Here is a 25,787-nt window from a genome sequence, read left to right as displayed (position 1 = left end):
GTTGGAATACCCTCCAGCGATCTATGCAGGAGCCTTTTTGAAACCGTCTCTAAGGAATTTTGCGCCGAATACGTCCTTCGCCCAGTCTGACTGTTCTAGCGCGTTCAAGGCGCTCAACCAGTCGGTCGGCAGCAGTGTGGTGGCTTGCGTATAACCGTTGCCTTCGATCGGTGCGCCCGGGTCGAGGTGTTCGCGAATGCCGTGGTGCGAGGCCGCGAGAATGGCTGCGGCAGCGAGATACGGATTCGCATCGGCGCCGCACACGCGATGTTCGACGTGCCGGCTCGGCGCCGGACCGCCCGGCACGCGCAGGCTGACTGTGCGGTTGTCGACGCCCCATGTCGGCGTGCACGGCGCGTAGCTGTTTGCCTGGAAGCGGCGATACGAGTTCGCGTTCGGGCAGAACATCAGCATCGAATCGAGCAGACCGTGCAACATGCCGCCCACGGCCTGGCGCAGCAGTGGCGTGCCGGCTTTGTCTTCTGAGGCGAACAGGTTGTCGCCGGCTTCATTGGCGAGGCTCACGTGCATGTGCATGCCGGAACCTGCGATGTCGGCGAACGGCTTCGCCATGAAACATGCGCTCATGCCGTGCGCGTTCGCGACCCCTTTGACGATGCGCTTGTAGCGCACGGCATGATCCATCGCTTCGAGCGCGGGGCCGTGTTCGAGTGTGATCTCCACCTGGCCCGGTGCGTATTCGGAAATCGCAGTGCGTACCGGAATGTTCTGTTCGCGGCAGGCATCGTAGAGATCCTTCAGGAACGGTTCGATCTGTTCGAGTTCGCGCAGGCCATACACCTGGGTTGTTCGCGGACGGCGGCCGTCGGTATCGAGCGCGGGTTGCGGACGACCCTGTGCGTCGAGTTTTGCGTCCAGCAGATAGAACTCGAGTTCGCACGCCATCACCGGAAAGAAACCCTCCGCTTGCAGATCGTCGACGATGCGCGCAAGCAGTTGCCGTGGATCGGCGACGCCGGCGGGCAGGCCTTCTTCGGGGTGCATCTGAACCTGCACGGCGGCGGTCGGCATCTTGCGCCACGGCAGGCGCACGAGGCTGCCCGGCAGCGGATAGGCGCGGCAGTCGATATCGCCCACGTCCCAGACGAGGCCGCTGTCTTCGGTGTCGTCGCCGTTGATGGTCAGATTCATGATCGCGCTCGGCAGCGGCCGTCCGCCGCGATACACGGCGAGTAGTTCTTCACGATGAAGCAGCTTGCCGCGCGGCACGCCGGCGGCGTCGACGATAAAGAGTTCGATCAGATCGATATCGGGATTCTGTTCGAGGAAACTTAGCGCTTCCTGTTCGTGGGCGAATTGCATGTCGGTTCTCTCTGCGCGTTGGTGCGTGCATCGTCATCCGCATCAGGCGCGCGGAGCGACGAAAAAATCGGAAGAGCCGCGTGGATGGCGGCGTCGGATTCAGTTCAGGCGAGCGGATGCAGAGAGAACAGCGGGGGGGGGGGCGCGCGTGACGGCAATGCCAGATCGCCCAGAAAGCGAGAATTACGTTCAGCAGGGGATTGAGGCGCGCCGTGGCGAGGCGCGCGTGCGCGCACGCCGGATCGGCTTGGCAACTGCGGCTGGATGACCATGCGGCGGGCTTCATGATGCACACGAGTATAGCTGCGGGCCGGCCGCGTTGCTCGACGAAATAACGGGGCGCTTCGTTGCGCTTTGCGCAGCGGCCCTTAAACCCCAGCGGACGAATCCTCTTCCTCTTCCTCTTCGCTCAACACGGCATTCTGCACTGCCGTAACAGGACTGACATAAGGCGGCGCCTGGCGCGGGTCGTCAATGCTGTAGCGCAAACGCCCCGCCTCGACATACACGCGCAACTGACGATACTTGAGCAGATACATCAAGCCGACGATCGCCGCGGCGAAGCCCGATGCAGCGCCGACGCCGAGCGCCCAACGCGGGCCGAAGCGATCCGCGACCCAACCCACCACCGGCGCGCCGAGCGGCGTGCCGCCTAGCGCGATGGCCAGCAGGATCGCGATCACCCTGCCACGCATCGCCGGCTCGGTGGAAATTTGCACGAGGCTGTTCGTCGACGTGTTGAACGTCTGCGTCGCCACGCCAACCACGACGAGCGCCAGGCCGAATAATACGTAGTTCGGCATTAGCGCGGCGACCGTGCAGCCCACGCCAAAAACCGCCGCGGCGCCAAGCAGAAGAGCCATGCGAGGTTTCGCTCTGCGTGCGGCAAGCAGCGCTCCGGTTACCGAACCGATTGCCATGGTCGAGCTCAGCACACCGTATTGACTCGCACCCGCATGAAAGGCGGTGACCGACATGGTCGAGATGAAGATCGGGAAGTTCAGCCCGAACGTACCGATCAGAAACATCATCAACAGCGCGGCTTTCAGATCGGGACGGGTCCACACATACTTGAAGCCTTCCACGAAGCTGCCGCGCGTGCGTGTCGCACGTGGTTTCAGATTCAGTTCGCTGATGCGCAGCATGCGCAGCGAACCGAGCACGGCGACGAAGGAGAGCCCGTTGATCAGAAACACCCAGCCCGTGCCCACTGATGCGATCAACAGCCCTGCGACGGCAGGCCCGATCATGCGCGCCGCGTTGAACGAGGTGGAGTTCAGCGCGACCGCGTTCGACAGATCGGCTTCTCCCACCAGATCGGAGACGAAGGTCTGACGCGCCGGTGAATCGAACGCGGTGACGCAGCCGAGCAAGCCCGCGAACACATAGACCTGCCATAACTGCACGAGGCCGGTCACGGTGAGAATCCCGAGGCATAACGCCAAGGTGCCCATTGCCGCCTGAGTGAAGACCAGCAGCTTGCGGCGATCGAAATGATCGGCCGCATAGCCGGTTAGGGGCAGCAGGAGCATTTGCGGCCCGAACTGCAGCGACATCACAATGCCCACGGAGGTTGCATTGTGATGCGTGAGTTCAGTGAGCACGAGCCAGTCTTGCGCGGTGCGTTGCATCCATGTCCCGACGTTGGAGACGATCGCGCCGCTGGCCCAGACCCGGTAGTTGAACGTGCGCAGTGAACGGAATGTGCCACTCACCGGGACATCCCCGCGTGGACGATTCGCACTGTGCAGCGGTTCAGACACATGATCATGCGCGCGATGTCTCGAGCAGATCGAGGACGTCCTGCGTCGAGCCGGTTTCGCCGAGGCGCGGGAAGATTCGCGTGATGCTGTTGGTGTGAGCGTCCAGGTTCATGTCCGTCATCGCGTCCACCGCGAACGTGACGTTGAAGCCGAGTTCCTGTGCGAAGCGCGCGGTGGACTCGACGCCGATGCTGGTGGCCACGCCGACCAGTACCACTTGCGTGACGCCTTGTTTGCGCAGATACGCTTCGAGGTCGGTGTTCGTGAACGCACCCCAGGTGCGCTTGGTCACCAGATGATCCGACGGCTGCTGATTCAGTTCGGGAACGAGGTCCGCAAAGCCGGCGGGAAAGTCACCGGCAGGACGCGACTGTTCCGCGCGGCCGGGCGCGCCGCCCGCCACGTTGACGAGCACGACCGGCAGACCGTGACGGCGAAATGCATCGATCAGACCAACCGAGCGCTTGACGACCTCACTGGTGGGGTGGGCGGTGGGCAGCGCGACGATGCCTTGCTGCAAATCGATGACGACCAATGCGGTCTTTGCGTCGAGCGTAGTGAGGGCCATGGTGTTTTCCTGAGAGTTACGAGTCGATGAGGCGTTTGAGCAAGTCGACGCCAATCGCGAGTTGTTTCTGTTCGGCGGCGGAGAAGCGGGTCCGGATGGTACGGAATAGCCAGTCTTCGCGTGCCGCGCGGCTCGCCTTGATTTTCTTGCGGAAGGCGGGCGTGAGGGAGAGAACGGTTTGCCGCCCGTCGTTCGGGTCTGGTGCGCCACTCACGAGCCCGGCCGCTTTCAGAACTGAAAGGGTCTCGCCCATGGATTGCGGCCGCATACCGAGGATGCGCGCGAGCGTGGTGACCGTTGCGGGACCTTCGCGTTCCAGCAGACTGAGAACCTGCACCTGCGACGGCGTGAAATCGCCCACATGGGCTTCTTCGCGCAACCGGCGGCGCAACTTGCCGACAAGTACGCGCAAATCTTCCGCCGTTGCATGCAACGCGTCGGGATCGGAGAAGGGTCGTGTGGGCTGAGTGTCGTTGCTGGACATACCGGCAGATGTGAAGGTTACCTTCGTAGGTTACCTTCGTATCTGCCGGGAGTCAAGTTGAGCGGATTGACAGCGGAATGCAAGGCGAGCCACGCATTCCGTGTTTGCCTTGAGTGATCGAGCTGACGCGTGACGACGCGCCTTTTAGAACTTATGGCGAAGTGCCACGCGCGCCACGACCTGAGTCTGCGTTGACGAGGGAGACTGCGTGCCTGGGATGAATGCGTCGTCGAGAATCGAGTTGGTAGAACTGCCGGCGACCTTCTGATACTCGCCTTGAACATAGATGTCCGTGCGTTTGGACAGGTTGTAGTCCGCCATTAGTCCGACGGAGTGGATTTTTGGCTTCACACTGCCTGTTGAGGCGTCGTATGTCTCCATCGTGTACACATACTGTGCGCCGGCAAAGAACGCGGGTGTGATCTGGTATTTGCCGTTGACTTCGAAGTTCTGGTATTTGAGCGTATTCAGCAGGACGCCGTTCGCGGCGAGCGGGATGCCGATATAGCCGTTACCGGTGGGGTCCTTGTAGTTCGAATTGGTATAGGCGAAGCCGACGGTTGCTGAGCCGAACGTGTAATTGATCCCGCCACCGAACACGCGCATGCGTCCGGCGATGAAGCTTGCATCGTTGGCGGTAATTGCACCGTTCGAACCCACGCCGGGATTATTCGCCTGCAAATAGGCGGCGGCGACCAGCAGACCGCCGTTTGCGTATTGAGCGCCGAAGCTGTACTGGCGATTGTTGGCGAAATTCGTATCGTTGCTGAAGCTATACGTGCCACCGAACTGAAACCCCGAGAAATCCGGGCTGGCGTATTTGATGGTGTTATCGACACGAAACGAGTTATCGGTATTGTCGTTGTCGTACGGGTGCGCGAACAGATAGCCTGCCCAATTGCCGTTGGCGGTAGTTTGCGCGAGATAGTCGACGACCGAATCGTATTGACGGCCAAGCGTAACGGAGCCGAAGCGATCGCTGCTCAGCCCCACATAGGCTTGCCGCCCGAACATCCGACCGCCTTGATTGAGCCGCCCGGAATTCAGATCGAAGCCATTTTCGAGTTGAAAGATTGCTTTGAGACCACCCCCGAGATCTTCCGAGCCTTTCATGCCCCAGCGACTGCCTTGAGCGTAACCGCTGGCGAGTTCCACGACGCTACCGTGCCCCACGTTATTCGTATAGTCGATCCCTTCATCGATGACTCCGTACAGCGTCACGCTGCTTTGCGCGAAGGCGGGGGAGGCGACGACGCCGACCAGGGCGACAGCGAGGACTTTCTTTTTCATAAGATCTCCGGAATGGTTTGGCAAGTGGCCGACGCATGATTTTCCGGACAATACTTTTTGCAAAGCGAGGAATTCTGATGGCACCAATCGGAAACACCGATGGAGCAAGTGCGGGGGAGGTGACAACCGAACCGCGAACCGTTTGCGATCCGAATTATTCGATTGAAGATCGTGCGAACAACACGCGAGGCAAGCCAAGTTAAGGCGAGGTACGGCGCGACCGAACGAGATGCAGGACGAAGCGAGAAGGGGGGCGAACCAGACGGTGTTAAGAAGTACGCTTCGGCGCGCGCAGCGCCGCCGGAAGAATGAGTCCCTTGTCACAAGCGCATGCCGGTGCACGAACCCAGATTCCAGATGCACCACTACCCTATGCAAACAACGGTGCCCACTTAGCAGGAGTGGTTTGAGCCGCTTTCTCTTGCTTACTTCTCTTTGCGGCGGCAAAGAGAAGTAAGTGCCGCCCCGCACAGGGGCAACACTAATAGACCACTACCAATTCAAGGAAAGGCCAAAGCCCCAAGAACACTGACAAACAAGCGCCGCGCAAGGCAAAAAAAACAGCAAAAAACTAAGCAGCAACTCCAACAACAACGTTGCGCCTCTCCTCCACCATCTCCTCAATCAACCCAGCAAGCACATCCACCGCAGGATCCCGATTAACGGAAGCCCGATGCAACTCAAGGTCAGCCGGAGGCAAAACCGGCAGCCCTTCCTGAACTCCTAGCACCCGCCAGTTATCGGGCAAAGTACACCGATCGATAATAGTGACAGCCGCCCCATGATTAACAGCAACCTTAATCCCAGTAGGACTCTGACTGGTATAAACAACCTGATACTGCCGCTCAAGCGCGGCAAGCGCTTCAAGCCCCCGTTGCCGATAACAGCAAGTCTCAGGAAACAAAGCCAGCGGCACAGGAACCCCAGGTTCCAAAACGAAATCCCGATGCGCCGCCCACACCACTTCCTCACGCCCGAGATGCCGCCCACTGGTCTGCGACCCATGCCGCACCACTAGCGCCAGATCCAACTCCCCAGCCTGCAACCGTTCCAGCAACTCCAACGACATCCGGCAATGAATATGCGGCCGCGCGCCCGGCCTAAGCGCATAAAACTTCTTGAGCAACTCAGGCAGCCATAACTCCGCATAGTCCTCCGGCAACCCAAACCGGATCACCCCATCACTATTGCTCCGGTTCAGCGCAGCAATCGCCTCGTTCTGCACTTGAATAATGCGCCGCGCGTGAATCAAAAAATTCTCGCCATCGCGCGACAAAGCCAACCGCCGGCTGTTACGCAGAAACATGTGCGTTTCCAGCCGGTCCTCCAGCGTGCGGATCCGCAAACTGATGGTCGACTGTGTGCGGTGCAGCAATCTGGCCGCCGCGGTAAATCCGCCACTATCGACCACGGCAACGAACGCCCGCACCAGTTCGGGGTCCAGAGAACTCAGTTTCGACCAATCGGGTCCGCTGATGGAAGCCATCGGAATTACTCGCTTTCCAAAGAAATTTGGCGATCAAAACATGGGGGCGTCAGTGAGGTGATTGTTGTCGAAAACAATTCGCGTCACAAATCAGTCTGAACCCCTAATCTGGAGTCCCGCCGTGTCAGTCCTTCCTCTTGCCGATGCCGAATGCAACGATTTGAGCGACATCGTCGATACCGGGCGCTATCCGTTGCACGATCCGGACCACCCTCGCATGCGCGAGCTGATCGCAAGCTGCCGCGCCCACCTGGCGGGCAACGGCAGCGCGGTGCTGCATGGTTTCCTGCGGCCCGAGGCGCTCGTCCAGGCGCAGGCCGAAGGTGTCGCGCTGGCGGCCAAGACCTACTTTTCGACTCGTAAGGTCAATGCCTACTTCACGGCGGACGATCCGTCGCTGCCCGCCGACGATCCGCGCCGCGTCTTCATGGACCGCACCAGCGGCTTCGTCACTCGCGATGTGATTCCCGCCGATGCGATCGTGCATCGCATCTATGTGGCTCTCGCGATGAAGCGCTTCGTTGCCGCCTGCCTCGGTGAAGCGCGTGTCTGGGAATACGCGGACCCTTATGCCGGACTGGTTCAGAACGTCATGCCACCGGGCACCGAACAGCCGTGGCATTACGACACCAACGAATTCATCGTTTCGATGATGACGCAACAGCCGGAAGCGGGCGGCGATTTCGAGTATTGCCCGAACATCCGTTCGCCCCAGGGCGAGAACTATGGCGACGTGGGCAGCGTGGTGCGCGGCGAGACCCGTGCGCCGATCAACGTGATCACGTTGCAGCCCGGCGATCTGCAACTGTTCAAAGGACGCTTTTCGCTGCACCGCGTCACCAGGGTGCAAGGCGGAATCGACCGGCATACGGCGATCTTCGCGTACTCGCAGAAGCCCGGTGTGATCGGCAGGCTCGAACGCACGCGCCAACTATATGGACGCGTGTCAGAAATGCATCTGGAAGCCGAGCAACGGCTCGTGCGCGCCGACAACCTCGTCGATTGAAGCTGTTTTTCTAAAACCATCCCACGTCCCCTTCAAAACCATGACGATTATTCGCCCGACCCACCGCCCGGAAGATTGCGAACCGACCGTGGAGGAAATCGCGCAGATCCAGCGTGACCGGCTTGCAGCCGTGCGCCGTGAACTGAAAAAGCGTGATTTGACCGCCGCGATCCTGTTCGACCCCACGCATATGCGCTATGCGACCGGCTCGCGCAACATGCAGGTCTATTCGATGCGCAATCCCGCGCGCTATCTGTTCGTACCGGCTGAAGGCAAGGTCGTGCTGTTCGAATACGCCGGTTGTGATTTTCTAGCCGACGGACTCGATACCGTCGACGAAGTGCGGCCCGCCACCGCGATTTCCTATTACTTCTGCGACGACATGCTGGGCCGCGTCACCGAACGCTGGGCCGACGAAATCGACGAGCTGGTCAAGCAGAGCGGCGGCGGCAAACGCATTGCCATCGAAAGCGCGACGTCGGCGGCGGCCTTTGCGTTGCAAGCGCGCGGCTATCAGATCAGCGACGCGCAGGAGCCGCTCGAACGGGCCCGTTCGATCAAAGTGCCCAACGAGATCAAGATGATCCGTTCATCGTTGCGTGCCGCGGAAGAGGGCGTGCGTAAGCTGGAAGCCGCACTCGTGCCTGGCATCAGCGAAAACGAACTCTGGTCGCATCTGCACAAGCACATCATTGAAACGGACGGCGACTACGTGGAAACACGTTTGATCAGCTCGGGTCCGCGCACCAATCCGTGGTTCCAGGAAAGCAGCCCGCGCAAGATCCAGACAGGCGAACTTGTCGGTCTCGATACGGACGTCGTGGGGCGCTTCGGCTATTACGCGGACTTTTCGCGCACGTTCCTGTGCGGCGACGGCCCCGCTACGGCGGCACAAAAAACGCTCTACAAATTGGCCTACGAACAGGTGCATTCGAACATGGAGAACGTGCGCGCCGGCACCACCTTCCAGGAGTTCATCGCGAAGGCCTGGAAGATTCCCGGCCCTTACCAGGCGCGCCGCTATTTCGCGCTCGCGCACGGCGTCGGCATGACCGGCGAGTATCCGTACATCGTCCATCGCGAGGACAACGACGCCAAGGGCTATGACGGCGTGATCGAGCCCGGCATGACGCTGTGCATCGAAAGCTATATCGGCCATGAAGATGGCGGCGAAGGCGTCAAGCTGGAAGAGCAGGTGTATGTGCGCGACGACGGCCGCGTGGAGCTGCTGTCCGACTATCCGTTCGAGAAGCGCCTGCTCGCTTGAGCGCATGGCGTGTCCTCACCGGCATGTGAGGCAGAGGTTCGGCCTCTCGCGCGTGCCGGCTCAATGCAATTCAACGCTCCAAGGGTGATCGACGATGCAATTCAGACAACTTCGGGCGGTGCTGTGCGCCGCCGCCATGACTTTGACCGGCGTCACCGCGCACGCTGCGGATAGCTGGTGCGCGCAAGGCAAGACGGTGCATTTCGCCGGCATTACGTGGGAAAGCGGCTCCTTCGCGACTGAGGTGCTGCGGCAGATTCTGGAGAAGGGCTACGGTTGCAAGACCGATGTCGTGCCCGGCAGCACGGCCGCCACCGAAACCGCGCTCGCGCACAACGACGTGCAGGTGTGGGCCGAACAGTGGACCGGACGCAGCGAGATCACCGCGAAGGCCGTGGCCTCGGGCAGCGTCAAGCTGGTAGGCGACACCTTGCCGGGCGGCACGAAGGAAGGCTGGTTCGTGCCGGAATACGTGGTGAAGGGCGATCCCAAACGCGGTATCAAGCCGGTCGCCGCAGGTCTTGTTTCAGTGACCGATCTGCCCAAGTACAAGAGCGTATTCGCCGACGACGAGGAACCGGACAAGGGCCGCTTTCTCAACTGTCCGACGGGCTGGGATTGCGAACGGGTCAACACACGCTTGCTGAAGGTGTTGAATCTCGATGCGAGCTACACCAACTTCCACCCAGGCACGGGTGCCGCGCTCGATGCCGCTATCGCTTCCGCGTACCAACGCGGCGCGCCGATTGTGTTCTATTACTGGGGCCCGGCCGCGTTGATGGCGAAGTACAGGTTCGTCGAACTGAAGATGCCTGCCTATAACGATGCGTGCTGGAAGACCTTGCGCGACGAAAGCAGTACCTCGCAATGCGCCTCCTCGTACATGGTCTCGCATGTCACGGTAGGCGTATCCACGCCGTTCTACGACGCTGACCCGCAACTCGTGTCGATGCTCGGCAAGGTCAAGTTTTCGATGGACTTCCTTAACAGCACGATCCTCGAAATGAGCACGAAGAAACTCGACGGTTCAGCCATGGCCACACAATTCCTGCGCGAGCATCCGGAGATGTGGAAGCAATGGGTGCCTGCCGACGTCGCGTCGAAAGTGCAGGCCGGACTTGCGGGCGCCTGACAGGCTGTAACGTCAGGCAGATTTCGACGGCACGAGGCCTTGCAGCTTCGTGCCGGACTGCAGGTGTTGTACGTCCTGTGGTCCACCTGTAGTGGAGGAGGGGTCATGCATTCGTTTTTTCTGCATCTTTCGATTGCCGACTGGGTGAACGACGCCGTGCAATCGTTCGTTACCCGCTACGGCGACAGCTTTCACCAGTTCAGCATTGCACTGCTGCGCTATGTGCTGGTGCCGCTCGAAGGCGCATTGCGCGCACTACCGCCATGGCTGATCCTGCTGGCGGTCGGCGCGGTGACGTGGAATGCGACGCGGCGCCTGAGCATTGCCGGTTTCTTCATGCTGCTGCTCTATGCGATCGGTTGCTTCGGTCTGTGGGAAAAGCTGATGCAGACCCTCGCGTTGATGCTGGTGGCGACCGTGCTGTCGGTCTCGCTGGGCGTGCCGCTCGGCATTCTCACCTCGCGCAGCGCATGGCTACGGCGCGTGCTGTTACCCACGCTCGACGTCATGCAAACGCTGCCCAGCTTCGTCTATCTGATTCCGGTGCTGATGCTGTTCGGCCTTGGCAAGGTGCCGGCGATCCTCGCCACGATCATCTATGCGCTGCCACCGCTGATTCGCCTGACCGATCTCGGCATCCGCCATGTGGATAGCGAGGTGGTCGAGGCGGCGCGCGCCTTCGGCACGACGCGCTGGCAGTTGCTGGTGAACGTGCAGATGCCGCTGGCGCGGCCCAGCATCATGGCCGGCATCAACCAGACGACGATGATGGCGCTCTCCATGGTGGTGATCGCCTCGATGATCGGTTCGCGCGGCCTCGGCGAAGATGTGCTCGCCGGCATTCAGACGCTCGACGTGGGCAAGGGGACGCAGGCAGGCATTGCCATCGTAATCCTCGCGATCGTGATCGACCGCATCAGCCAGGGCTATGGGCAGGACCGCCGTGCGCGACGGGTGTTGGCGCAGCGTAGAAAGGCCCGGGCGGCTTCGCGCATTCCTTATCGCGTGAGCAGCACGAATACGGATGAAACATCGGCGGCTGAAGGCGGGCTCGAAACCCGCACGGCCAAATGACAGGAACAGCAGGAAAAAGCGAGGAGAGCGACATGGCAGCGATTGAAGTCAACCACGTGTACAAGCTTTTCGGCCCGCCGGCCAGTCATACGCGCGTGCTGGACCTGTTGCGAAGCGGCAAGGGCAAAGCCGATGTGCTGGCCCAGACCGGTTGCAACGTTGGCCTGAACGACGTCAGCCTGAATATCGGCGCGGGCGAAATCTTCGTGATCATGGGACTGTCCGGTTCCGGAAAGTCGACCCTTGTGCGCCATTTCAACCGGCTGATCGAGCCGACCGCGGGCGAGATCGTGATCGACGGCTCAGATGTCATCAAGCTCGGCGCGCAAGGCCTGCGTGACCTGCGCCGCTATAAGGTCAGCATGGTGTTCCAGAATTTCGGACTGTTGCCGCATCAGACCGTGCTCGACAATACGGCATATGCATTGCGTGTGCGCGGCGAACGCAAGACCGAAGCCAACGAGAAAGCCCGTGTCTGGCTCGGCAAGGTGGGTCTGAACGGTTACGACGAACATTATCCGGACGAGTTATCCGGCGGCATGCGTCAGCGGGTTGGACTGGCCCGCGCGCTTGCCGCAGATACGGACGTCGTGCTGATGGACGAAGCATTCTCCGCGCTCGACCCGCTGATTCGCACGGAAATGCAGGACCAGTTGCTGCAATTGCAGGCTACGCTAAAGAAGACCATCGTGTTCATCACGCACGATCTCGACGAAGCGCTGCGGATCGGCAACCGCATCGCGATTCTGCGCGACGGCAAACTCGTGCAGGAAGGTACGCCCAACGAGATCCTGACGCGCCCCGCTGATGACTACGTGAGGCGTTTTGTCGAGCGCCGTTCGGATCGCGGCACAGTCAGCCATTGACACAGCGCTTGTATGCGCGAGGATGTTGAGCCCGGTTTCACGGCGCAATCTCCGGAAAGCCGGGCAAGCCATCTTCGGGCGCGAGTCTGTCGTCGACCGCGAGGCCGCGGCAGTCGGGTGCCGGAGGCGCCGTCGCCGCAACGGTCTCGATTCCGGCATGACTTCCTGTGTTGGCGACACGGGTTTTTTCGGCTTGCATGGCGACGCTGCAACCTTGCGCCTCGAGCAACGAGGTCGAGTTACTCGCGCTGCATTCCTTGTGCAAGTTGTCGGCCCAGCTCGCAAAGCCGAGGAGCTTACTCCGCTCTTTCAGATCCCCGACCAGTTCGGCATACCTGGCATAGGCGAGCCCCGCGTGTGTCGGATCCATCTTGATGGCGCTCACGTATTCGCGGCGCGCGCCGTTGTCATCGTCGAGTAGCTTGAGCGATTCCGCCAGATTGACGTGCGCTTCCTGGTAATCTGGTTTCAGATAAACGGCGATACGGAAATCGTCGCGCGCGTTTTGCAGGTCGGACTTCGCTTCAGTGGAATGACGGTCCGGCGCCTGTCTGGCCAGTGCCAGCCAGGCGCGGCCAATTGCATTGAATGCAGCCTCCCGTGACGAATGCAAGGCAATGGATCGTTCGAACGCGCCGATCGCCAGCTTGTGGCAACCGAGCTCGCTAAGCGCAACGCCCCAGTTATAAAAGCTCCAGGATGACGGGTATTCGGCGGATAGGCGGCTGACCGTGTTGATTTCGCCTTTGTAATCGTGGTACGCCTCGTCGATCTTCGAGAGTCCGAGCAGGGCCCATTTGTAATTCGGCTGTTCGTCTCCGGCGTCGACGATGCTCGAAAATATCCGTTCAGCCTCGGAGAAATTGCAGGCTCCCTTGCCGGCGTAGCAGCGCGCCTGAGCTTCGGCCGACTCATACGAAGCGTAGATATAGGGACTGTGCTTCTTCAGCACATCGAGGGCGAGATCGGAGAGATTTTTATCCAGATCGGCGATTGCGCCTTCGGGTGTGTCGAAACGATAAACCTGGCCGCGTTCCACCAGAACCAGATGCAGAACGTAGTGGTCCGGGGTGCCGGTTACGCTGCCCGAGATGGTTGAAACCGGAAGCGGCAGCGCCTCGCGCACGTACTGCAGGATCGTCTTCGCGGAAATAGACGTGCCGGGCACCGAGAAATCCGGCATATCGGAATCGAGCCTGATTTCTTCTTTGGCGGAGGCGGGTATCACGTCTGCCGCGCGCTCTTCGAGGGCGATCAGATGGTCCGCGACGAATGACTGGAACGCGTCACCGGAGTAGCCGATTTTGGCGAACGCGTCGGGCACGTAGATATTTTCGATGACGGTCTCGCGTGCGGATACCAGCTTCCACAGCACGGCGCCGCCAAGGCATGCGCTGATCAGAAGCAGCAGGTTCAGCGAAACCATCCGCAGGTTGGTCGTGAAGGTTGCGAGCTTCGCGAGGCGGTCTTCGTGCGGGGTGCCCGCCTTCCCTGGCGTCGGCCCTGGTTTCTGCCCGGATTTCTGTTCTGGCTCGGGCCTTTGTCCCGTATGCGGCGGATCGGTCGGCTTGACCGCTTTCAGATGCGAGGGGCGATGAGCTCCGCGATGATGTTTCTGTGCGTGCACGTTGCCTCCCCTCGGTGAGCCGGCTTCTACAAAACGAAGCTGCGAGGCGAGGATTTAACAATTGGGCGGCCTACGTGACCTGACGCATTTAATCAGGTTCGTATGTCTCGCGCGCGATGCCGAAGTGCGTCTTGAGTCCATCCCAGCCGAGTGCCGTGACGGTCACCGACCGCGTGGTGGAGGACTTGCGCACCCAGCCCCATGCAAGAAAGGCATCCATTAGCCGGGCGCCTAACGGCCCCGCGATGTGAAACTGCCGCTCGGTCCAATCGAGACATTGGCGGGTCTGTTCCGTTTGGCCGACCGGCAGTTCGCCGATATCGATGCCGAGTTGCTGCAACCACGCGCGGCCGGATGTGGTGAGCGCGTAGTGGCGCTCGCTCGCCTCGACGATGAAGCCACGCGTGAGCATGCTCTGCGTCACGGCGATGCTGATCTGGCCCGCCAGATGGTCATAGCAGCAGCGCGCGAAACGCAGCGCCTGCGCCGAGCGATTCGGCGTATTGCGCCAGGCCGGGGTGACCGGGCCAACCGACGCGAGGCTTTCAAGCACGTGCGAAACGTGCGCGCCGGCGAGCCGGTAATAGCGATGCCGGCCCTTGCTTTCCACGCTCAGCAAGCCGCCGTCGAGCAGCTTGGAGAGGTGCGAGCTGGCGGTCTGCGCGGTCACGCCCGCCGCTGCTGCAAGTGCGCCGGCCGACATGGCGCTGCCGTCGGCGAGCGTGATCAGCATCACCGAACGAACCGGTTCAGCGATCAGGTGCGCAACGCTCGAAATATTGTGCTGGCCCATTTGTTTGCAGCGTCCTTCATTGATGCGCGTTTGATGCCTGTTGGCAGGTGAAAAACCGTTCGCTTGTTCGCACTAACACTTCGATACAGCCCGAAGCATTCTCTGTGCCGGTCGCCGTATAGTCAACGGAGAACCGGGAAATAGGGGCTGAAACTCTTGAACGATGAACGTGAATATCAGAAGCGAGTATTGATCGCGACGAGCCTCAGCTACGTCATTGTCATACTGGATACGTCGATCGTAAACGTCGCGCTGGAGCCGGTTGCGGCCAGTCTGCGCTCGGATATCACCGGCCTGCAATGGGTCGTCAACGCTTACACGCTGACGTTTGCCAGCCTGCTGCTGAGCGGCGGCGCGCTAGGCGACCGGATCGGCGCGAAAACAGTCTATCTCGCCGGATTGCTGGTCTTCGCTTGCGCATCTGCGTTATGCGGATTGGCGCCGGATTTGCAGATTCTGGTGGCCGCGCGGGTATTGCAGGGGGTCGGCGCGGCACTATTGGTGCCGTGTTCGCTGACTCTTATCAACCATGCTTTTCCGGTCGCACGGCAGCGCGCCAGCGCGATCGGCGTGTGGGCCGGATGCGGCGGTATCGCGATGGCGGCGGGGCCCCTCGCCGGTGGTCTGCTGATTCACCTGCTCGACTGGCGCAGCATTTTTCTGGTGAACGTGCCGATCGCGTTGATCGGCGCGTGGCTGACTACGCGTGTCGATTCGGTGCGGCCGGCCAGCTCGGACAGGCCGATGGATGGCGCCGGGCAACTGTTCGCCATCGTTGCGCTTGGCGCGTCGGTAGCCGTGCTGATCGAGGGGGCGAAGCTCGGATGGCAGGCGGGCGCGATACATGCGGGCGCGGCGATTGCGCTTGTCGCCTGGGTTGCATTCGTGCTGGTCGAGGCCAAACGCAAACAACCGATGCTGCCGTTGGGCTTCTTTCGTAGTCCAGTGTTTTCTGCCTCGGCATTCGTTTCGCTGATTTCCGGACTGATTTTCTATGGCTTGTTTTTCCTGTTGAGCTTGTACTTCCAGTCTGCACGCGGATGGTCTCCGTTGCGGACCGGCCTCGCATTCCTGCCGTTGACCGTGATGGTGACCATCGGCAGCTTCGTGTCCGGCGCGTTGAACCGGACGTATGGCGCGCACCGGCTCGTTTGTGCTGGCTTCCTGCTGTATGCACTGGGTTTCGCCGGGCTCGTCGCGCTCGCGGACGATGCGCCGTATTGGCGTATTGCGCTTTGCTTTCCTGCAGTCGGTTTCGGGGCGGGGGTGATTTCGCCGGCGGCGACCGCCGCGTTGATGACAGCGGTGGACAAGGCGCGTGCCGGTGTCGGGGCGGGGGTGCTCAACGCGAGCCGACAGACTGGGTCCGCTTTTGGCGTCGCGATCTTCGGTGCGCTGATGAGTGCGATCCAGCCACTCGACGCGGGGATTCGTGTGGCGGTCTATCTGGCGCTTGGCCTGTCGTTGCTGGCCGCGCTGGTCTGGAGTCTCGCTTTGGCCGTAGCGACGCGTTATGCGGGCAGTGATGCCTGGTAAGCCGCGTGAACCGCAAAAGAGAGGCGCGCTGACCGCGTTGGGCGGTATTGGCGGTCCGCCGGCTCGAACATCTCGTGAGCGCTTTGCTGCTGTGTTCCGGGCTGGTCGCCATGGTCACGTAAGAACGACCTTGCCCTATTCGCAGGAGCGGGTGCAATGCCCGCTCATGACCCCTCATGTGGACCAGGCGATTCATTATCGCTGGTACTAGTGTACGGTGAAGCGCTGCCTCGAAAGCACACAAGTGCTGAACTAGCGTCAGCCTCGCGCCAGCTTGCCGCGATCATCGCGTCAAGCACGTCAAGCGCACTAAACCCACCAAGCCCACCAACGGCCCGAATCCGAAAACCCGGTTCCAGGCCAGTCAACCCGCGTCTCCCCGACACACGCTGCACCAGGCGAAACCAGCGCACTGGCCCTACCGTCGAGTGGTCACCAAACTTACACTTTTCCATAAGAGGTCGCCGCTTAGGCAAGCTCACGAGTCTCACCCAATTCACCAAGCAGGAGACATGCATGGCCACACCAGAAACGTCCGCATCGAAGGTCACCGCGGACACGCTCGCCGCATTTTCCGCCGCGTTCAATCGTCACGATGCGAACGCGCTAATGGGCTTCATGACCGAAGACTGTGTGTTCGACGCTGCCGGCGGAAGTGAAGTCTATGGCGCGCGCTTCGTCGGTCGCGACGCGGTGCGCGCGGCGTTCGAAACAGTCTTCAAGACTTTCCCGGATGCGCATTGGGGAAAGGGCCGTCACTACGTAATCGGCGAACGCGGCGTGTCCGAATGGGTATTCACGGGGACGCATGCGGAAGGCTGGCGCATCGAAGCAGAAGGGTGCGATCTCTTCGAGTTCCGCGATGGTCTGATCGCAGTCAAGCGCGCGTTCCGCAAGGAACGTCCGAAGCAGAACGTTTGACGCCGACGAGGAGCTTCTCATGGAGCCAAGTGTCATCACACGGGTCGGCGAAGGTCTGTCCGCAGGACGGGATAGCGCAACACAGTATGACCCGAGATACGACCCGCTGGTCTCGCCGGGACCGGGGCACGGCAAGCAATACGCCCCGACCTACTGGGCCGCGACCGCCGGCACGCCGCCGCCGGACGATGGTCCGATCACGAAAGATATCGACGTGGACGTGGCGATCATCGGCGCAGGATATACGGGGCTCGCGACGGCGCTGTGTCTCGCGCGCGAGCATGGCATCAAGGCCGTGGTGCTCGAGGCCAACAAAACCAGTTGGGGCTGCAGCAGCCGCAATGGCGGACAAGGGCAGAATGCGTCGGGACGCCTGTCGCGTTCCCAATGGATCGAGCGTTGGGGTAAAGACGTCGCGTTGAAAATGCACGACGAGATCCAGGAAGGTTTCGACAACTTCAAGTCGCTGGTGGCCGAAATCGATTGCGATCCGCAGCCGGGTGGCCACTTTCTGATTGCGCACCGGCCGCGCATGATGGACAAACTCGCCGCCGAAGCCAAAGTCTGGAAAGACGTTTTCGGCTATCCGTCCGAGCTCATCGACCAGGCGACGTTGCGCCGCGAGTACGTCAACGATTGCGAGGCGGCCGGCGCGCTCCACGAACCCGAAGGTATCGGCATCCACGCGTTGAAGCTTGCGTATGGCTATCTGCGGCTCGCACGCGAAGCAGGCGCGCGCGTTCATCCGGCGAGCCCGGTGATCGGCTGGGAAACCATCAACGGCATTCATCATCTGCGCACGCCGGGCGGCATCGTGCGGGCCCGGTCTGTGGGTATCGCGACTGGCGCGTATACGGCGCCGGATCTTCATCCTTCGCTGACGGGCCGGGTGATGCCGATCCTGTCGAATTCGATGGTGACGCGTCCGCTCACGCAGCAGGAAATCGCCGCCTGCAATTTTCGAACGACGCAGGTGCTCACCGATACGCGCACGCTGCGTTTCTACTACCGCTTCCTGCCGGACAACCGGCTGCAGATCGGCAGCCGTAGCGCGATCACCGGTGCGGATGCGCCGAATCCGCGCCACTACCAGTTGCTCATCGAAGGGATGGGCCGCAAGTTCCCGGCCTTGCGCGGTGTCCAGATCGACTATTCATGGTGGGGTTGGGTGGATGTGAGCCACGACATGATGCCGCGCGTGTGCCAGCCGGATCCGAAGCAGTCGGTGTTTTACGCACTGGGCTACGGTGGCAACGGTGTGTCATATTCTCAGCAGGCGGGGCGACGCCTCGCCGAACGGATTGCGGGTAAAGGGTCGAAGCAGACGCTGCCGATCTTCACGTCCCCGTTACCCGGCCATCCGTTCGCACCGTTCCGTCGTATTGGACAACGGATGCTCTACCAGTTGTATTTCCGGCGCGACGAGAAACCTTGAACGTGGCCTGCGTGCCGCGCCATCCGCGGCACGTTATTCGCCAGCCGTCGTGCGTCACTTGCGCGGCGTTCCCGTTCGCGCGATTCTGATCGGCCCCTCGATCTCTACTTCGTCGCGGCCACCGTCGTCGCCGCCGCAGGCTGAAGCAGCGGTCCGATGCGCACGGCGATCTCCTTGAGCTTCGGCACCGCTTTCAACAGATCCTCCAGGCTGGAACGCGCCGTGGGCGAATGAACGGCCAATGCCGCGAGCACTCGGCCATCCTCGACGTTGCGCACCGGCACCGCGACCGCCACCATCCCGCGCACGAACTCCTCGTTGTCGACGCCGATGCCGCGCATAGCGAGGCGGTCGAGTTCCGCTTCCAGCAGATCGATATCGGTCAGGGTGCGATACGTCATCGATTTGAGCGGCAAGCGGCGGATGACAAGTCCGCGCTCGGCTGAGCTCATCTGCGAAAGAAACAGCTTGCCGCTGGCGGTGCAATGCAGTGGGACCCGCGTGCCCGGTTGCATATGCAGACGCAAGGGTTCACTCGTCTCGACACGCTCGACGTACAGAACGGTATCGCCGTCGAGCACGGTGAGATTGCAGGTCTCGCCAAGCGACTCCACGAGCGTGCGCAGCAACGAACGGCACGCACGCGTAAACGTGCTGTTCGCGAGCGTGGTGAGGGCGAGCTGCGCGGCGCGGGGCCCGAGCGCGATCGCGCGATCGGCGCCGCGCGAGTCCGGCATGTGCGTGACATAACCGCGTGCTTCGAGCGACTCGATCAGGCGCATCAAGGTCGCCTTCGGAATCTGCAGACGTGAGGACAACTGGGAGAGTGACGACGGTTGTCCGGCGGACGCAAGTTGTTCCAGCACGTTGAGCGCGCGCAGGACGCGGGTGTCGTCGGCGGGCTCGTGAGCGGGTGAGGGGAGATGCGTGGTGTCTCTCATTGTCCTTCCCGAAGCGGATGACGATAAATGCAGCCCGAACGGATCAGTGACAACCCGGATGAACGCGTGCGGACAGATTGAATAGTGAAACGAAAAAGTCGGTTTTCGTACCGGATTATTCAATCGTAACCGGATTTGCTTGAAGTCGAAACTGCCATCCAATAAATTGGGACGAAATGATCCGGTTTTAAAACAAAGGCGGCAGCACGGAGACATCAATGGTACGGAGTTTCGACTACGTGGTCGTCGGCGCGGGATCGGCCGGCTGTGTACTGGCCAACCGCCTCTCCGAGAATGGCCGTTACTCGGTATGCCTGCTCGAAGCCGGGCCGCCCGACCGCTTTCTGTGGATTCATATCCCGATCGGTTACGGCAAGACCATGGTTCATCCGGTCTACAACTGGGGCTTTTACACCGACCCGGATCCGAACATGCACGACCGCAAGCTCTACTGGCCGCGCGGGCGCACGCTGGGTGGCTGCAGTTCCATCAACGGGCTGATCTACATTCGCGGTCAGAAAGAGGATTACGACCGCTGGGCCGCGCTCGGCAATCGCGGCTGGAGCTGGGAGGAGTGCCTGCCTTACTTCCGGCGGCTCGAACACAACGAACTGGGCGAGTCGCCGACACGTGGCGTGGACGGTCCGTTGTGGGCCTCCACGATCAAGCAGCGCCACGAACTCGTGGATGCATTCATCGCGGCATCGAATCGCCTGGGCGTCCCAACGGTCGACGACTTCAATCAGGGCGATCAGGAAGGGGTCGGCTACTACCAGCTGACCACGCGGCGTGGCTGGCGTTGTTCGACGGCCGTCGCTTACCTCAAACCCGCACGCAGCCGTCCGAATCTGCAGATCGAGACCAACGCGCTGGCGTCGAAGATTCTCTTCGAAGGCACACGTGCTACGGGTGTTCGCTATGTGCAGCACGGCAGGGTTCACGAAGTGCGTGCGCACCGCGAGGTGGTGCTGACGGCAGGCGCGCTGCAGTCGCCGCAATTGCTGCAGGTGTCGGGCGTTGGGCCGGCAAAATTGCTCAATGAACTGGGTATTCCGGTGGTCGCCAATCGAGCCGGTGTCGGCGAGAACCTGCAGGACCATCTGCAAGTGCGCCTGACCTATGAAGTGACGCGGCCGATCACCACAAACGACCTGCTGCACTCCTGGACGGGCCGCGCGAAGATGGGGCTGCAATGGGCGCTGTTTCGCGAAGGGCCGCTGGCTGTCGGCATCAATCAGGGCGGCATGTTCTGCCGCGCGTTGCCGGATGAGGCGAAAACGCCCGACATCCAGTTCCACTTCTCCACGCTCTCAGCCGACACCGCGGGCGGCGACGTCCACGCGTTTCCCGGCTGTACCTATTCGATCTGCCAGTTGCGGCCGGAGTCGCGCGGAAGTGTGCGGATCCGCACGAGCGACATGCGCGACGCCCCGTCGATCCAGCCGAATTATCTGGCAACCGATCTCGACCGCCGCACGACGGTTGCGGGTGTGCGTTTCGCGCGCCGCGTCGCCGCCACGGAGCCCATGGCATCGCTGATGAAACGCGAAGTGCGGCCTGGCCGGGAAGCACAAAGCGACGACGAGTTGCTGCATTTTTGCCGCGAATACGGCCAGACGATTTTTCATCCGTCCGGCACCGCGAAGATGGGCGTCGCGAGCGATCCGGGCGCGGTGGTCGACGAACGATTGCGCGTGTATGGCACGCAAGGTTTGCGGGTGGTCGATTGTTCGATCATGCCGACGCTGGTCTCCGGCAATACCAACGTACCGATCGTGATGGTCGCTGAGAAGGCGTCCAGCATGATTCTTGAGGATGCTCGCGCCGGCGACCTTTCGGCTGGGCAAGTGCAATCGCGGAGCATGGAAGCGCAATACTGAGGCAACAGCGGACGCAAAAGCAGAAACAGCAACAACGAAGCGAAGTGGCCGCAAGAAGTAAAACGATCGCTACCTGACTCGCTGCATCCGAAGTCGATAAAAGCAGCGTGCAGGCGGCGGAATTCGTGCCCCAGGAGGAGACAGACAGGGGCTTAAATGTGCTGCGTTGCCGGGACGGCACGCGGCCATCCATTGGAGGAGGCGCTATGGCAATCGATAAGCGGGTTATCCGCCGCGTTGCATTCGCGAGCGTGATTGGTGCGACGGTCGAATGGTATGACTTTTTTCTGTACGGCGTCGTCGCGGGCATTGTGTTCAACAAGCTTTACTTTCCCGCTCACGATCCGCTCGTCTCGACCATGCTGGCCTACGGCACGTTCGCTGTCGGCTTCGTGACGCGGCCGCTCGGCGGCGTGATCTTCGGTCACTTCGGCGACAAGGTTGGACGCAAGTCCGCATTGATCTGCACGTTGATCATCATGGGGGTTTCGACGGCGGGCGTCGCCTTCGTGCCGACCTTCGATCAGATCGGCATCTGGGCGCCCATTCTGCTGCTCTTCCTGCGCGTGTTGCAGGGCATTGGGCTCGGGGGTGAGTGGGGCGGCGCGGTGCTGATGGCCTACGAATATGCGCCGCCGAACCGCCATGGTCTCTACGCGAGCTTGCCGCAGATCGGTTTGTCGATCGGCTTATGCCTCGCGTCGGGCATCGTCGCGGGCATTTCCCACCTGCTGCCGGAAGCGGCGTTTCTGTCTTGGGGCTGGCGGGTCGCGTTCGGCGCTTCGTTGCTGCTCGTGGTCCTCGGCCTCTACATCCGCATCAAGGTGATGGAGACGCCCGAGTTTCTCGCGCTCAAGCGCAACCGCCGTGATGTGAAAATCCCGTTCGTCGACATGATTACGCGCTACCGCAGTTCGGTGCTGCTCGGCATGGGCGCACGCTGGATCGACGGGGTGTTCTTCAACATCTTCGCGGTGTTCATGATCGGCTACCTCACGCAACGTCTTTCGATGAGTCGCACGGAAGCGCTCACCGGCGTGATGATCGCGGCGATGGTGATGTGCTTCTTCATCCCTTTCTTCGGCCGGATGTCGGACCTGATGGGACGCGCGCGGGTGTATCGCTGGGGCTCGCTGATCTGCGGCGCCTCGGTGCTGCCGGCGTTCTGGCTGATGGAGACGCAGGCCGGCAATACGCTGGGCGTCTGGCTCGGCGTGGTGATCCCGTTCGGCATCTTCTACGCGATGGTCTACGGTCCGGAAGCCGCGCTCTTTGCCGAACTGTTCGACCCGGAGGTGCGCTATACCGGCATCTCGTTCGTGTATCAGTTCTCGGGGATCTTCGCGAGCGGCCTCACGCCGATCATCGCGACGGCACTGCTGCGTCTCGACGGCGGCAAGCCCTGGTATGTGTGCGGCTACGTGATTCTGTCCGCGCTGCTCTCGGCATGGGCGGCGCGAGCGATGGAACGGCGCATGAAACCTTTCGACGGGATGGCGACCGTGCGTTGATGGCGCGGCCTGTGGGGTCGATGCAGAGAAAGCGCCGCCCAGGACGAGGGATTTTGTTTGTAATAAAATGGAACAAAATGTACCGAAAAATGGAATGACCCGGCGGCGCCGAACGAACATCCCCACAGCGGGGAGGAGAATGAAGTGACTGATATCGTGACTGGCAAACCCGACAGAATGGTCGCTGTACGAACCGTTTTCGGCATCGATTCCAGCCTGATGGTGCCCGCTTTCAGCGAGCGCGACGACCACGTGCCGGAGATCGACGAGGTCTACCGCTTCAATCCGGAAGTGACACTGGCGATCCTGGCCGGCTTCAGCCGTGATCGCCGGGTGATGGTGCAGGGCTTGCACGGTACCGGGAAGTCGACGCACATCGAACAGGTTGCGGCCCGCCTCAACTGGCCGTGCGTGCGTGTCAATCTCGATGGCCATATCAGCCGCCTCGATCTGGTCGGTAAAGACGCGATCGTGGTGCGCGACGATCTGCAGGTCACCGAGTTTCAGGAGGGGATCGTGCCATGGGCATTGCAGCGCCCGGTCGCCCTGATCTTCGACGAATACGATGCGGGGCGTCCGGATGTGATGTTCGTGATCCAGCGCATTCTCGAGCGCGACGGCAAGTTCACGCTGCTCGACCAGAATCGTGTGATTCATCCGCATCCGTATTTCCGCATGTTCGCCACCACCAATACGGTGGGACTGGGCAATCTGAACGGTTTGTATCACGGCACGCAAGTGCTGAATCACGCGCAGATGGATCGCTGGAACGTGGTGGCCACGCTCAACTATCTGCCGCGCGCGGAAGAGGCCGGCATCGTGCTTGCACGCGTACCGGAACTGGCTGACGAGGCGGGGCGTGCGCTGATCGAGGCTATGGTGAGCGTGGCGGAACTCACCCGCAAGGGCTTTGCGAGCGGCGACCTGTCGACGCTGATGTCGCCGCGCACGGTGATCAACTGGGCGGAGAACTGCCAGATTTTCCATGATCCCGCGATGGCGTTTCGCCTGACCTTCCTGAACAAGTGCGATGAAGCGGAGAGGTCGATCGTGGCCGAGTATTTTCAGCGCTGCTTCGGTACTGAACTCGAGGCCGCGCCCAACGTTGAAGACCAGGCAGCGGGCATCCGCTGATGACGTCGGACAGGCAAGCGGCGCTGCGCGCGGAGCAACGCGAGGCCCTGTGCGCCGCGACCGTGCGTGCGCTCACAGGCGACGCCACGTTGCATTATCGCGAAGGCCGTTTGTGCCGTGACCTGCGGCCTTTGCCCTTGCACGCGCCGCATCTGCGCACCGATCCGCAGCAGGACGATCTCGCATCCTTGCGCGGCGCCGCCGACGGCGCGGCCTTGCGACTCATGCACTCCGATGCGGCGCTGCACAGCCGGCTATGCCCGACGGACCGTGTCGAGCGACTGGTATTCGAACTGCTCGAGCAACTACGGTGCGAGACGCAGACGCCGCCCGGCATGCCGGGCCTGGTGCAGAATCTGCGCGATCGTTTCGAGGCCTGGTCGCTGGCTTTCTATCGGTCCGGACTCGCCGAAGACCACCTCGGCATCCTCCTGTACACCGTGGCGCAGATTGCGTGGTCGCGCCTGACCGGCTGGCCTGTGCTCGAGCAAACCGAAGGCCTGATCGAAGCCACGCGCGCGGCGATCGCGCCGGTAGTGGGCGTCTCGCTGGCGGGTTTGCGCAGGCATCGACAGGAGCAGGGCGCGTTCGCTGTCCATGCGCTCGAACTGGCGAGGCTGGTGGGCGACATGATCCGAAGCTCCCGCGCGGAGGCGCTGGACGATGCGGAAGATGATCCGCAGGAGAGCAACGACAAAGCCCCGCGCACAGCGTTCTCGCTCTGGTTCGACGTCGAGGACGACGAGTACAAGGACATGGCTGTTGCGCTCACGGGCAGAAGCCGCGTGCTCGAGGCCTCGGAGCAGGGTTATCGGGCCTATACCGCACGCTATGACCGCGAGATCGTGCCAGGCACGCTGGTCCGCAAGGCCTTGCTCAGTGAGTTTCGCGAGCGGCTCGACGAACGTGTCGCTGCCCAGGGCATCAACGTGGCGCGGCTCGCGCACGCGTTGAAGGCGGCGCTGGCGATTCCGCAACGCGACGGCTGGTCGTTCGGTGAAGAGCATGGGCGTATCGACGGAAGGCGTCTCGCCCAACTGGTTAGTTCTCCGGCTGAACGGCGTCTATTCCGGCTTGAACGAAACACGCTCTTGGCAGACTGCGTCGTCGGCTTCCTGATCGACTGCTCGGGCTCGATGAAAGCGCATATCGAGCCGGTGGCGATCATGGTGGACATTCTCACGCGCGCGCTCGACCAGGCCGGTGTCACTACCGAGGTGCTGGGCTTCACCACAGGCACCTGGAACGGCGGCCGCGCCCGGCTCGACTGGCTGGCGCAGGGCCGGCCGTCTCATCCGGGCCGGCTCAATGAACTGTCTCATCTGGTGTTCAAGGACGCCGACCAGAGCTGGCGACGCGCCCGCGCCGACATTGCCGCGCTCTTCAAGGCAGACCTGTTTCGCGAGGGCGTGGATGGCGAAGCGGTCGACTGGGCATGCACGCGCCTCGTCGCCCGTCCTGAGGCGCGACGGATTCTGATCGTGATCTCGGATGGCAGCCCGATGGATAGCGCGACGGGTCAGGCCAACGACGCCTTCTATCTCGACAACCACCTCAAGGCCGTCGTGGTGCGCCATGAGGCTTCGCGCGATGTGGAGGTGCTGGGCCTGGGCGTCGGGCTGGATCTCAGTCCGTATCACCGCCGTTGTCTGGCGGTGGACCTATCCGCGCCACCCGACATGAAGCTGTTCGCGGAGATCGTGGGTTGGATCGGCGCACGCGCGCCGGGCGGCAGGCGGTGACTGCTCCG

General features: G+C 61.7%; 21 protein-coding genes. 12 read left to right on the top strand and 9 right to left on the bottom strand.

Annotated elements, in window-relative coordinates; genetic code table 11:
- Window positions 1–21: 21 nt before the first annotated feature.
- From M0D67_RS38070 to M0D67_RS38045, 6 genes are all read right to left on the bottom strand, one after another.
- Window positions 22–1,323: a glutamine synthetase family protein gene (locus M0D67_RS38070; protein WP_266242477.1), complete on the bottom strand. Its 1,302-nt coding sequence runs from the start codon at window positions 1,321–1,323 to the stop codon at window positions 22–24.
- A 368-nt stretch (window positions 1,324–1,691) separates the two neighbouring features.
- A complete protein-coding gene (locus M0D67_RS38065; protein ID WP_266242475.1) occupies window positions 1,692–3,038 on the bottom strand; it encodes an MFS transporter in 1,347 nt (448 codons plus the stop codon).
- Window positions 3,039–3,090: 52 nt separating this feature from the next.
- A complete protein-coding gene (locus tag M0D67_RS38060) occupies window positions 3,091–3,654 on the bottom strand; it encodes an isochorismatase family protein (RefSeq protein ID WP_266242473.1) in 564 nt (187 codons plus the stop codon).
- Between the two features lie 16 nt (window positions 3,655–3,670).
- Complete coding sequence (locus tag M0D67_RS38055; RefSeq protein WP_266242471.1) at window positions 3,671–4,138, bottom strand: MarR family winged helix-turn-helix transcriptional regulator; 468 nt, start codon at window positions 4,136–4,138, stop codon at window positions 3,671–3,673.
- 144 nt (window positions 4,139–4,282) lie between these two features.
- The gene (locus M0D67_RS38050) at window positions 4,283–5,428 is read right to left on the bottom strand and encodes a porin (protein WP_266242469.1); all 1,146 of its coding nucleotides are present in this window, start codon (window positions 5,426–5,428) and stop codon (window positions 4,283–4,285) included.
- A gap of 571 nt (window positions 5,429–5,999) precedes the next feature.
- A complete protein-coding gene (locus M0D67_RS38045) occupies window positions 6,000–6,914 on the bottom strand; it encodes a LysR substrate-binding domain-containing protein (RefSeq protein WP_266242467.1) in 915 nt (304 codons plus the stop codon).
- A 121-nt stretch (window positions 6,915–7,035) separates the two neighbouring features.
- On the opposite strand from M0D67_RS38045, the gene M0D67_RS38040 reads away from it, so the two are divergent.
- The 5 genes from M0D67_RS38040 (at window position 7,036) to M0D67_RS38020 (ending at window position 12,259) form a co-directional block, all read left to right on the top strand.
- A complete protein-coding gene (locus M0D67_RS38040) occupies window positions 7,036–7,920 on the top strand; it encodes a hypothetical protein (protein ID WP_266242465.1) in 885 nt (294 codons plus the stop codon).
- Window positions 7,921–7,960: 40 nt separating this feature from the next.
- Window positions 7,961–9,187: a Xaa-Pro peptidase family protein gene (locus M0D67_RS38035; protein ID WP_266242463.1), complete on the top strand. Its 1,227-nt coding sequence runs from the start codon at window positions 7,961–7,963 to the stop codon at window positions 9,185–9,187.
- A 136-nt stretch (window positions 9,188–9,323) separates the two neighbouring features.
- Window positions 9,324–10,319, top strand: coding sequence for an ABC transporter substrate-binding protein (locus M0D67_RS38030; RefSeq protein ID WP_308112628.1), 996 nt, complete (start codon window positions 9,324–9,326; stop codon window positions 10,317–10,319).
- A gap of 105 nt (window positions 10,320–10,424) precedes the next feature.
- Window positions 10,425–11,393, top strand: coding sequence for a proline/glycine betaine ABC transporter permease (locus M0D67_RS38025; protein ID WP_154563308.1), 969 nt, complete (start codon window positions 10,425–10,427; stop codon window positions 11,391–11,393).
- Window positions 11,394–11,425: 32 nt separating this feature from the next.
- Entirely contained in the window at window positions 11,426–12,259 is an 834-nt protein-coding gene (locus M0D67_RS38020) for a glycine betaine/L-proline ABC transporter ATP-binding protein (protein WP_266242458.1), read from the top strand.
- A gap of 37 nt (window positions 12,260–12,296) precedes the next feature.
- Here the strand turns inward: M0D67_RS38020 and M0D67_RS38015 are convergent, their stop codons facing one another.
- Both M0D67_RS38015 and M0D67_RS38010 read right to left on the bottom strand, forming a co-directional pair.
- Window positions 12,297–13,886, bottom strand: coding sequence for a tetratricopeptide repeat protein (locus M0D67_RS38015; protein ID WP_266242456.1), 1,590 nt, complete (start codon window positions 13,884–13,886; stop codon window positions 12,297–12,299).
- A gap of 88 nt (window positions 13,887–13,974) precedes the next feature.
- Window positions 13,975–14,679 carry a helix-turn-helix transcriptional regulator gene (locus tag M0D67_RS38010; RefSeq protein ID WP_266242454.1) on the bottom strand — a complete coding sequence of 235 codons (705 nt, stop codon included), beginning with the start codon at window positions 14,677–14,679 and terminating at the stop codon, window positions 13,975–13,977.
- A gap of 156 nt (window positions 14,680–14,835) precedes the next feature.
- Between M0D67_RS38010 and M0D67_RS38005 the strand changes: the two genes are divergently transcribed.
- The 3 genes from M0D67_RS38005 (at window position 14,836) to M0D67_RS37995 (ending at window position 18,571) form a co-directional block, all read left to right on the top strand.
- Window positions 14,836–16,215: an MFS transporter gene (locus M0D67_RS38005; RefSeq protein ID WP_266242452.1), complete on the top strand. Its 1,380-nt coding sequence runs from the start codon at window positions 14,836–14,838 to the stop codon at window positions 16,213–16,215.
- Window positions 16,216–16,731: 516 nt separating this feature from the next.
- Window positions 16,732–17,136, top strand: coding sequence for a nuclear transport factor 2 family protein (locus tag M0D67_RS38000; protein WP_266242450.1), 405 nt, complete (start codon window positions 16,732–16,734; stop codon window positions 17,134–17,136).
- 19 nt (window positions 17,137–17,155) lie between these two features.
- Complete coding sequence (locus tag M0D67_RS37995) at window positions 17,156–18,571, top strand: FAD-binding oxidoreductase (protein ID WP_266242448.1); 1,416 nt, start codon at window positions 17,156–17,158, stop codon at window positions 18,569–18,571.
- Window positions 18,572–18,675: 104 nt separating this feature from the next.
- Here M0D67_RS37995 and M0D67_RS37990 read toward each other — a convergent pair whose 3' ends face one another.
- Window positions 18,676–19,512, bottom strand: a complete 837-nt coding sequence (locus M0D67_RS37990) for an IclR family transcriptional regulator (RefSeq protein ID WP_266242445.1) — start codon at window positions 19,510–19,512, stop codon at window positions 18,676–18,678.
- 218 nt (window positions 19,513–19,730) lie between these two features.
- On the opposite strand from M0D67_RS37990, the gene M0D67_RS37985 reads away from it, so the two are divergent.
- From M0D67_RS37985 to M0D67_RS37970, 4 genes are all read left to right on the top strand, one after another.
- Window positions 19,731–21,392, top strand: a complete 1,662-nt coding sequence (locus tag M0D67_RS37985) for a GMC family oxidoreductase (RefSeq protein WP_266242443.1) — start codon at window positions 19,731–19,733, stop codon at window positions 21,390–21,392.
- Window positions 21,393–21,598: 206 nt separating this feature from the next.
- On the top strand, window positions 21,599–22,903 hold the full coding sequence (locus M0D67_RS37980) for an MFS transporter (protein ID WP_266242441.1): 1,305 nt from the start codon (window positions 21,599–21,601) through the stop codon (window positions 22,901–22,903).
- 144 nt (window positions 22,904–23,047) lie between these two features.
- Window positions 23,048–24,037, top strand: coding sequence for an AAA family ATPase (locus tag M0D67_RS37975; RefSeq protein ID WP_266242439.1), 990 nt, complete (start codon window positions 23,048–23,050; stop codon window positions 24,035–24,037).
- Window positions 24,037–25,779, top strand: a complete 1,743-nt coding sequence (locus tag M0D67_RS37970; RefSeq protein WP_266242436.1) for a cobalt chelatase — start codon at window positions 24,037–24,039, stop codon at window positions 25,777–25,779. Before M0D67_RS37975 ends, M0D67_RS37970 begins: the two co-directional genes overlap by 1 nt.
- Window positions 25,780–25,787: the final 8 nt, after the last annotated feature.

Origin of the sequence: Paraburkholderia sp. SECH4, assembly GCF_030511745.1 — a bacterium.
Lineage (GTDB): Bacteria > Pseudomonadota > Gammaproteobacteria > Burkholderiales > Burkholderiaceae > Paraburkholderia > Paraburkholderia madseniana.
Note: the sequence above shows the minus strand (reverse complement) of the source record. Positions and strands in the feature narration are given on the sequence as shown.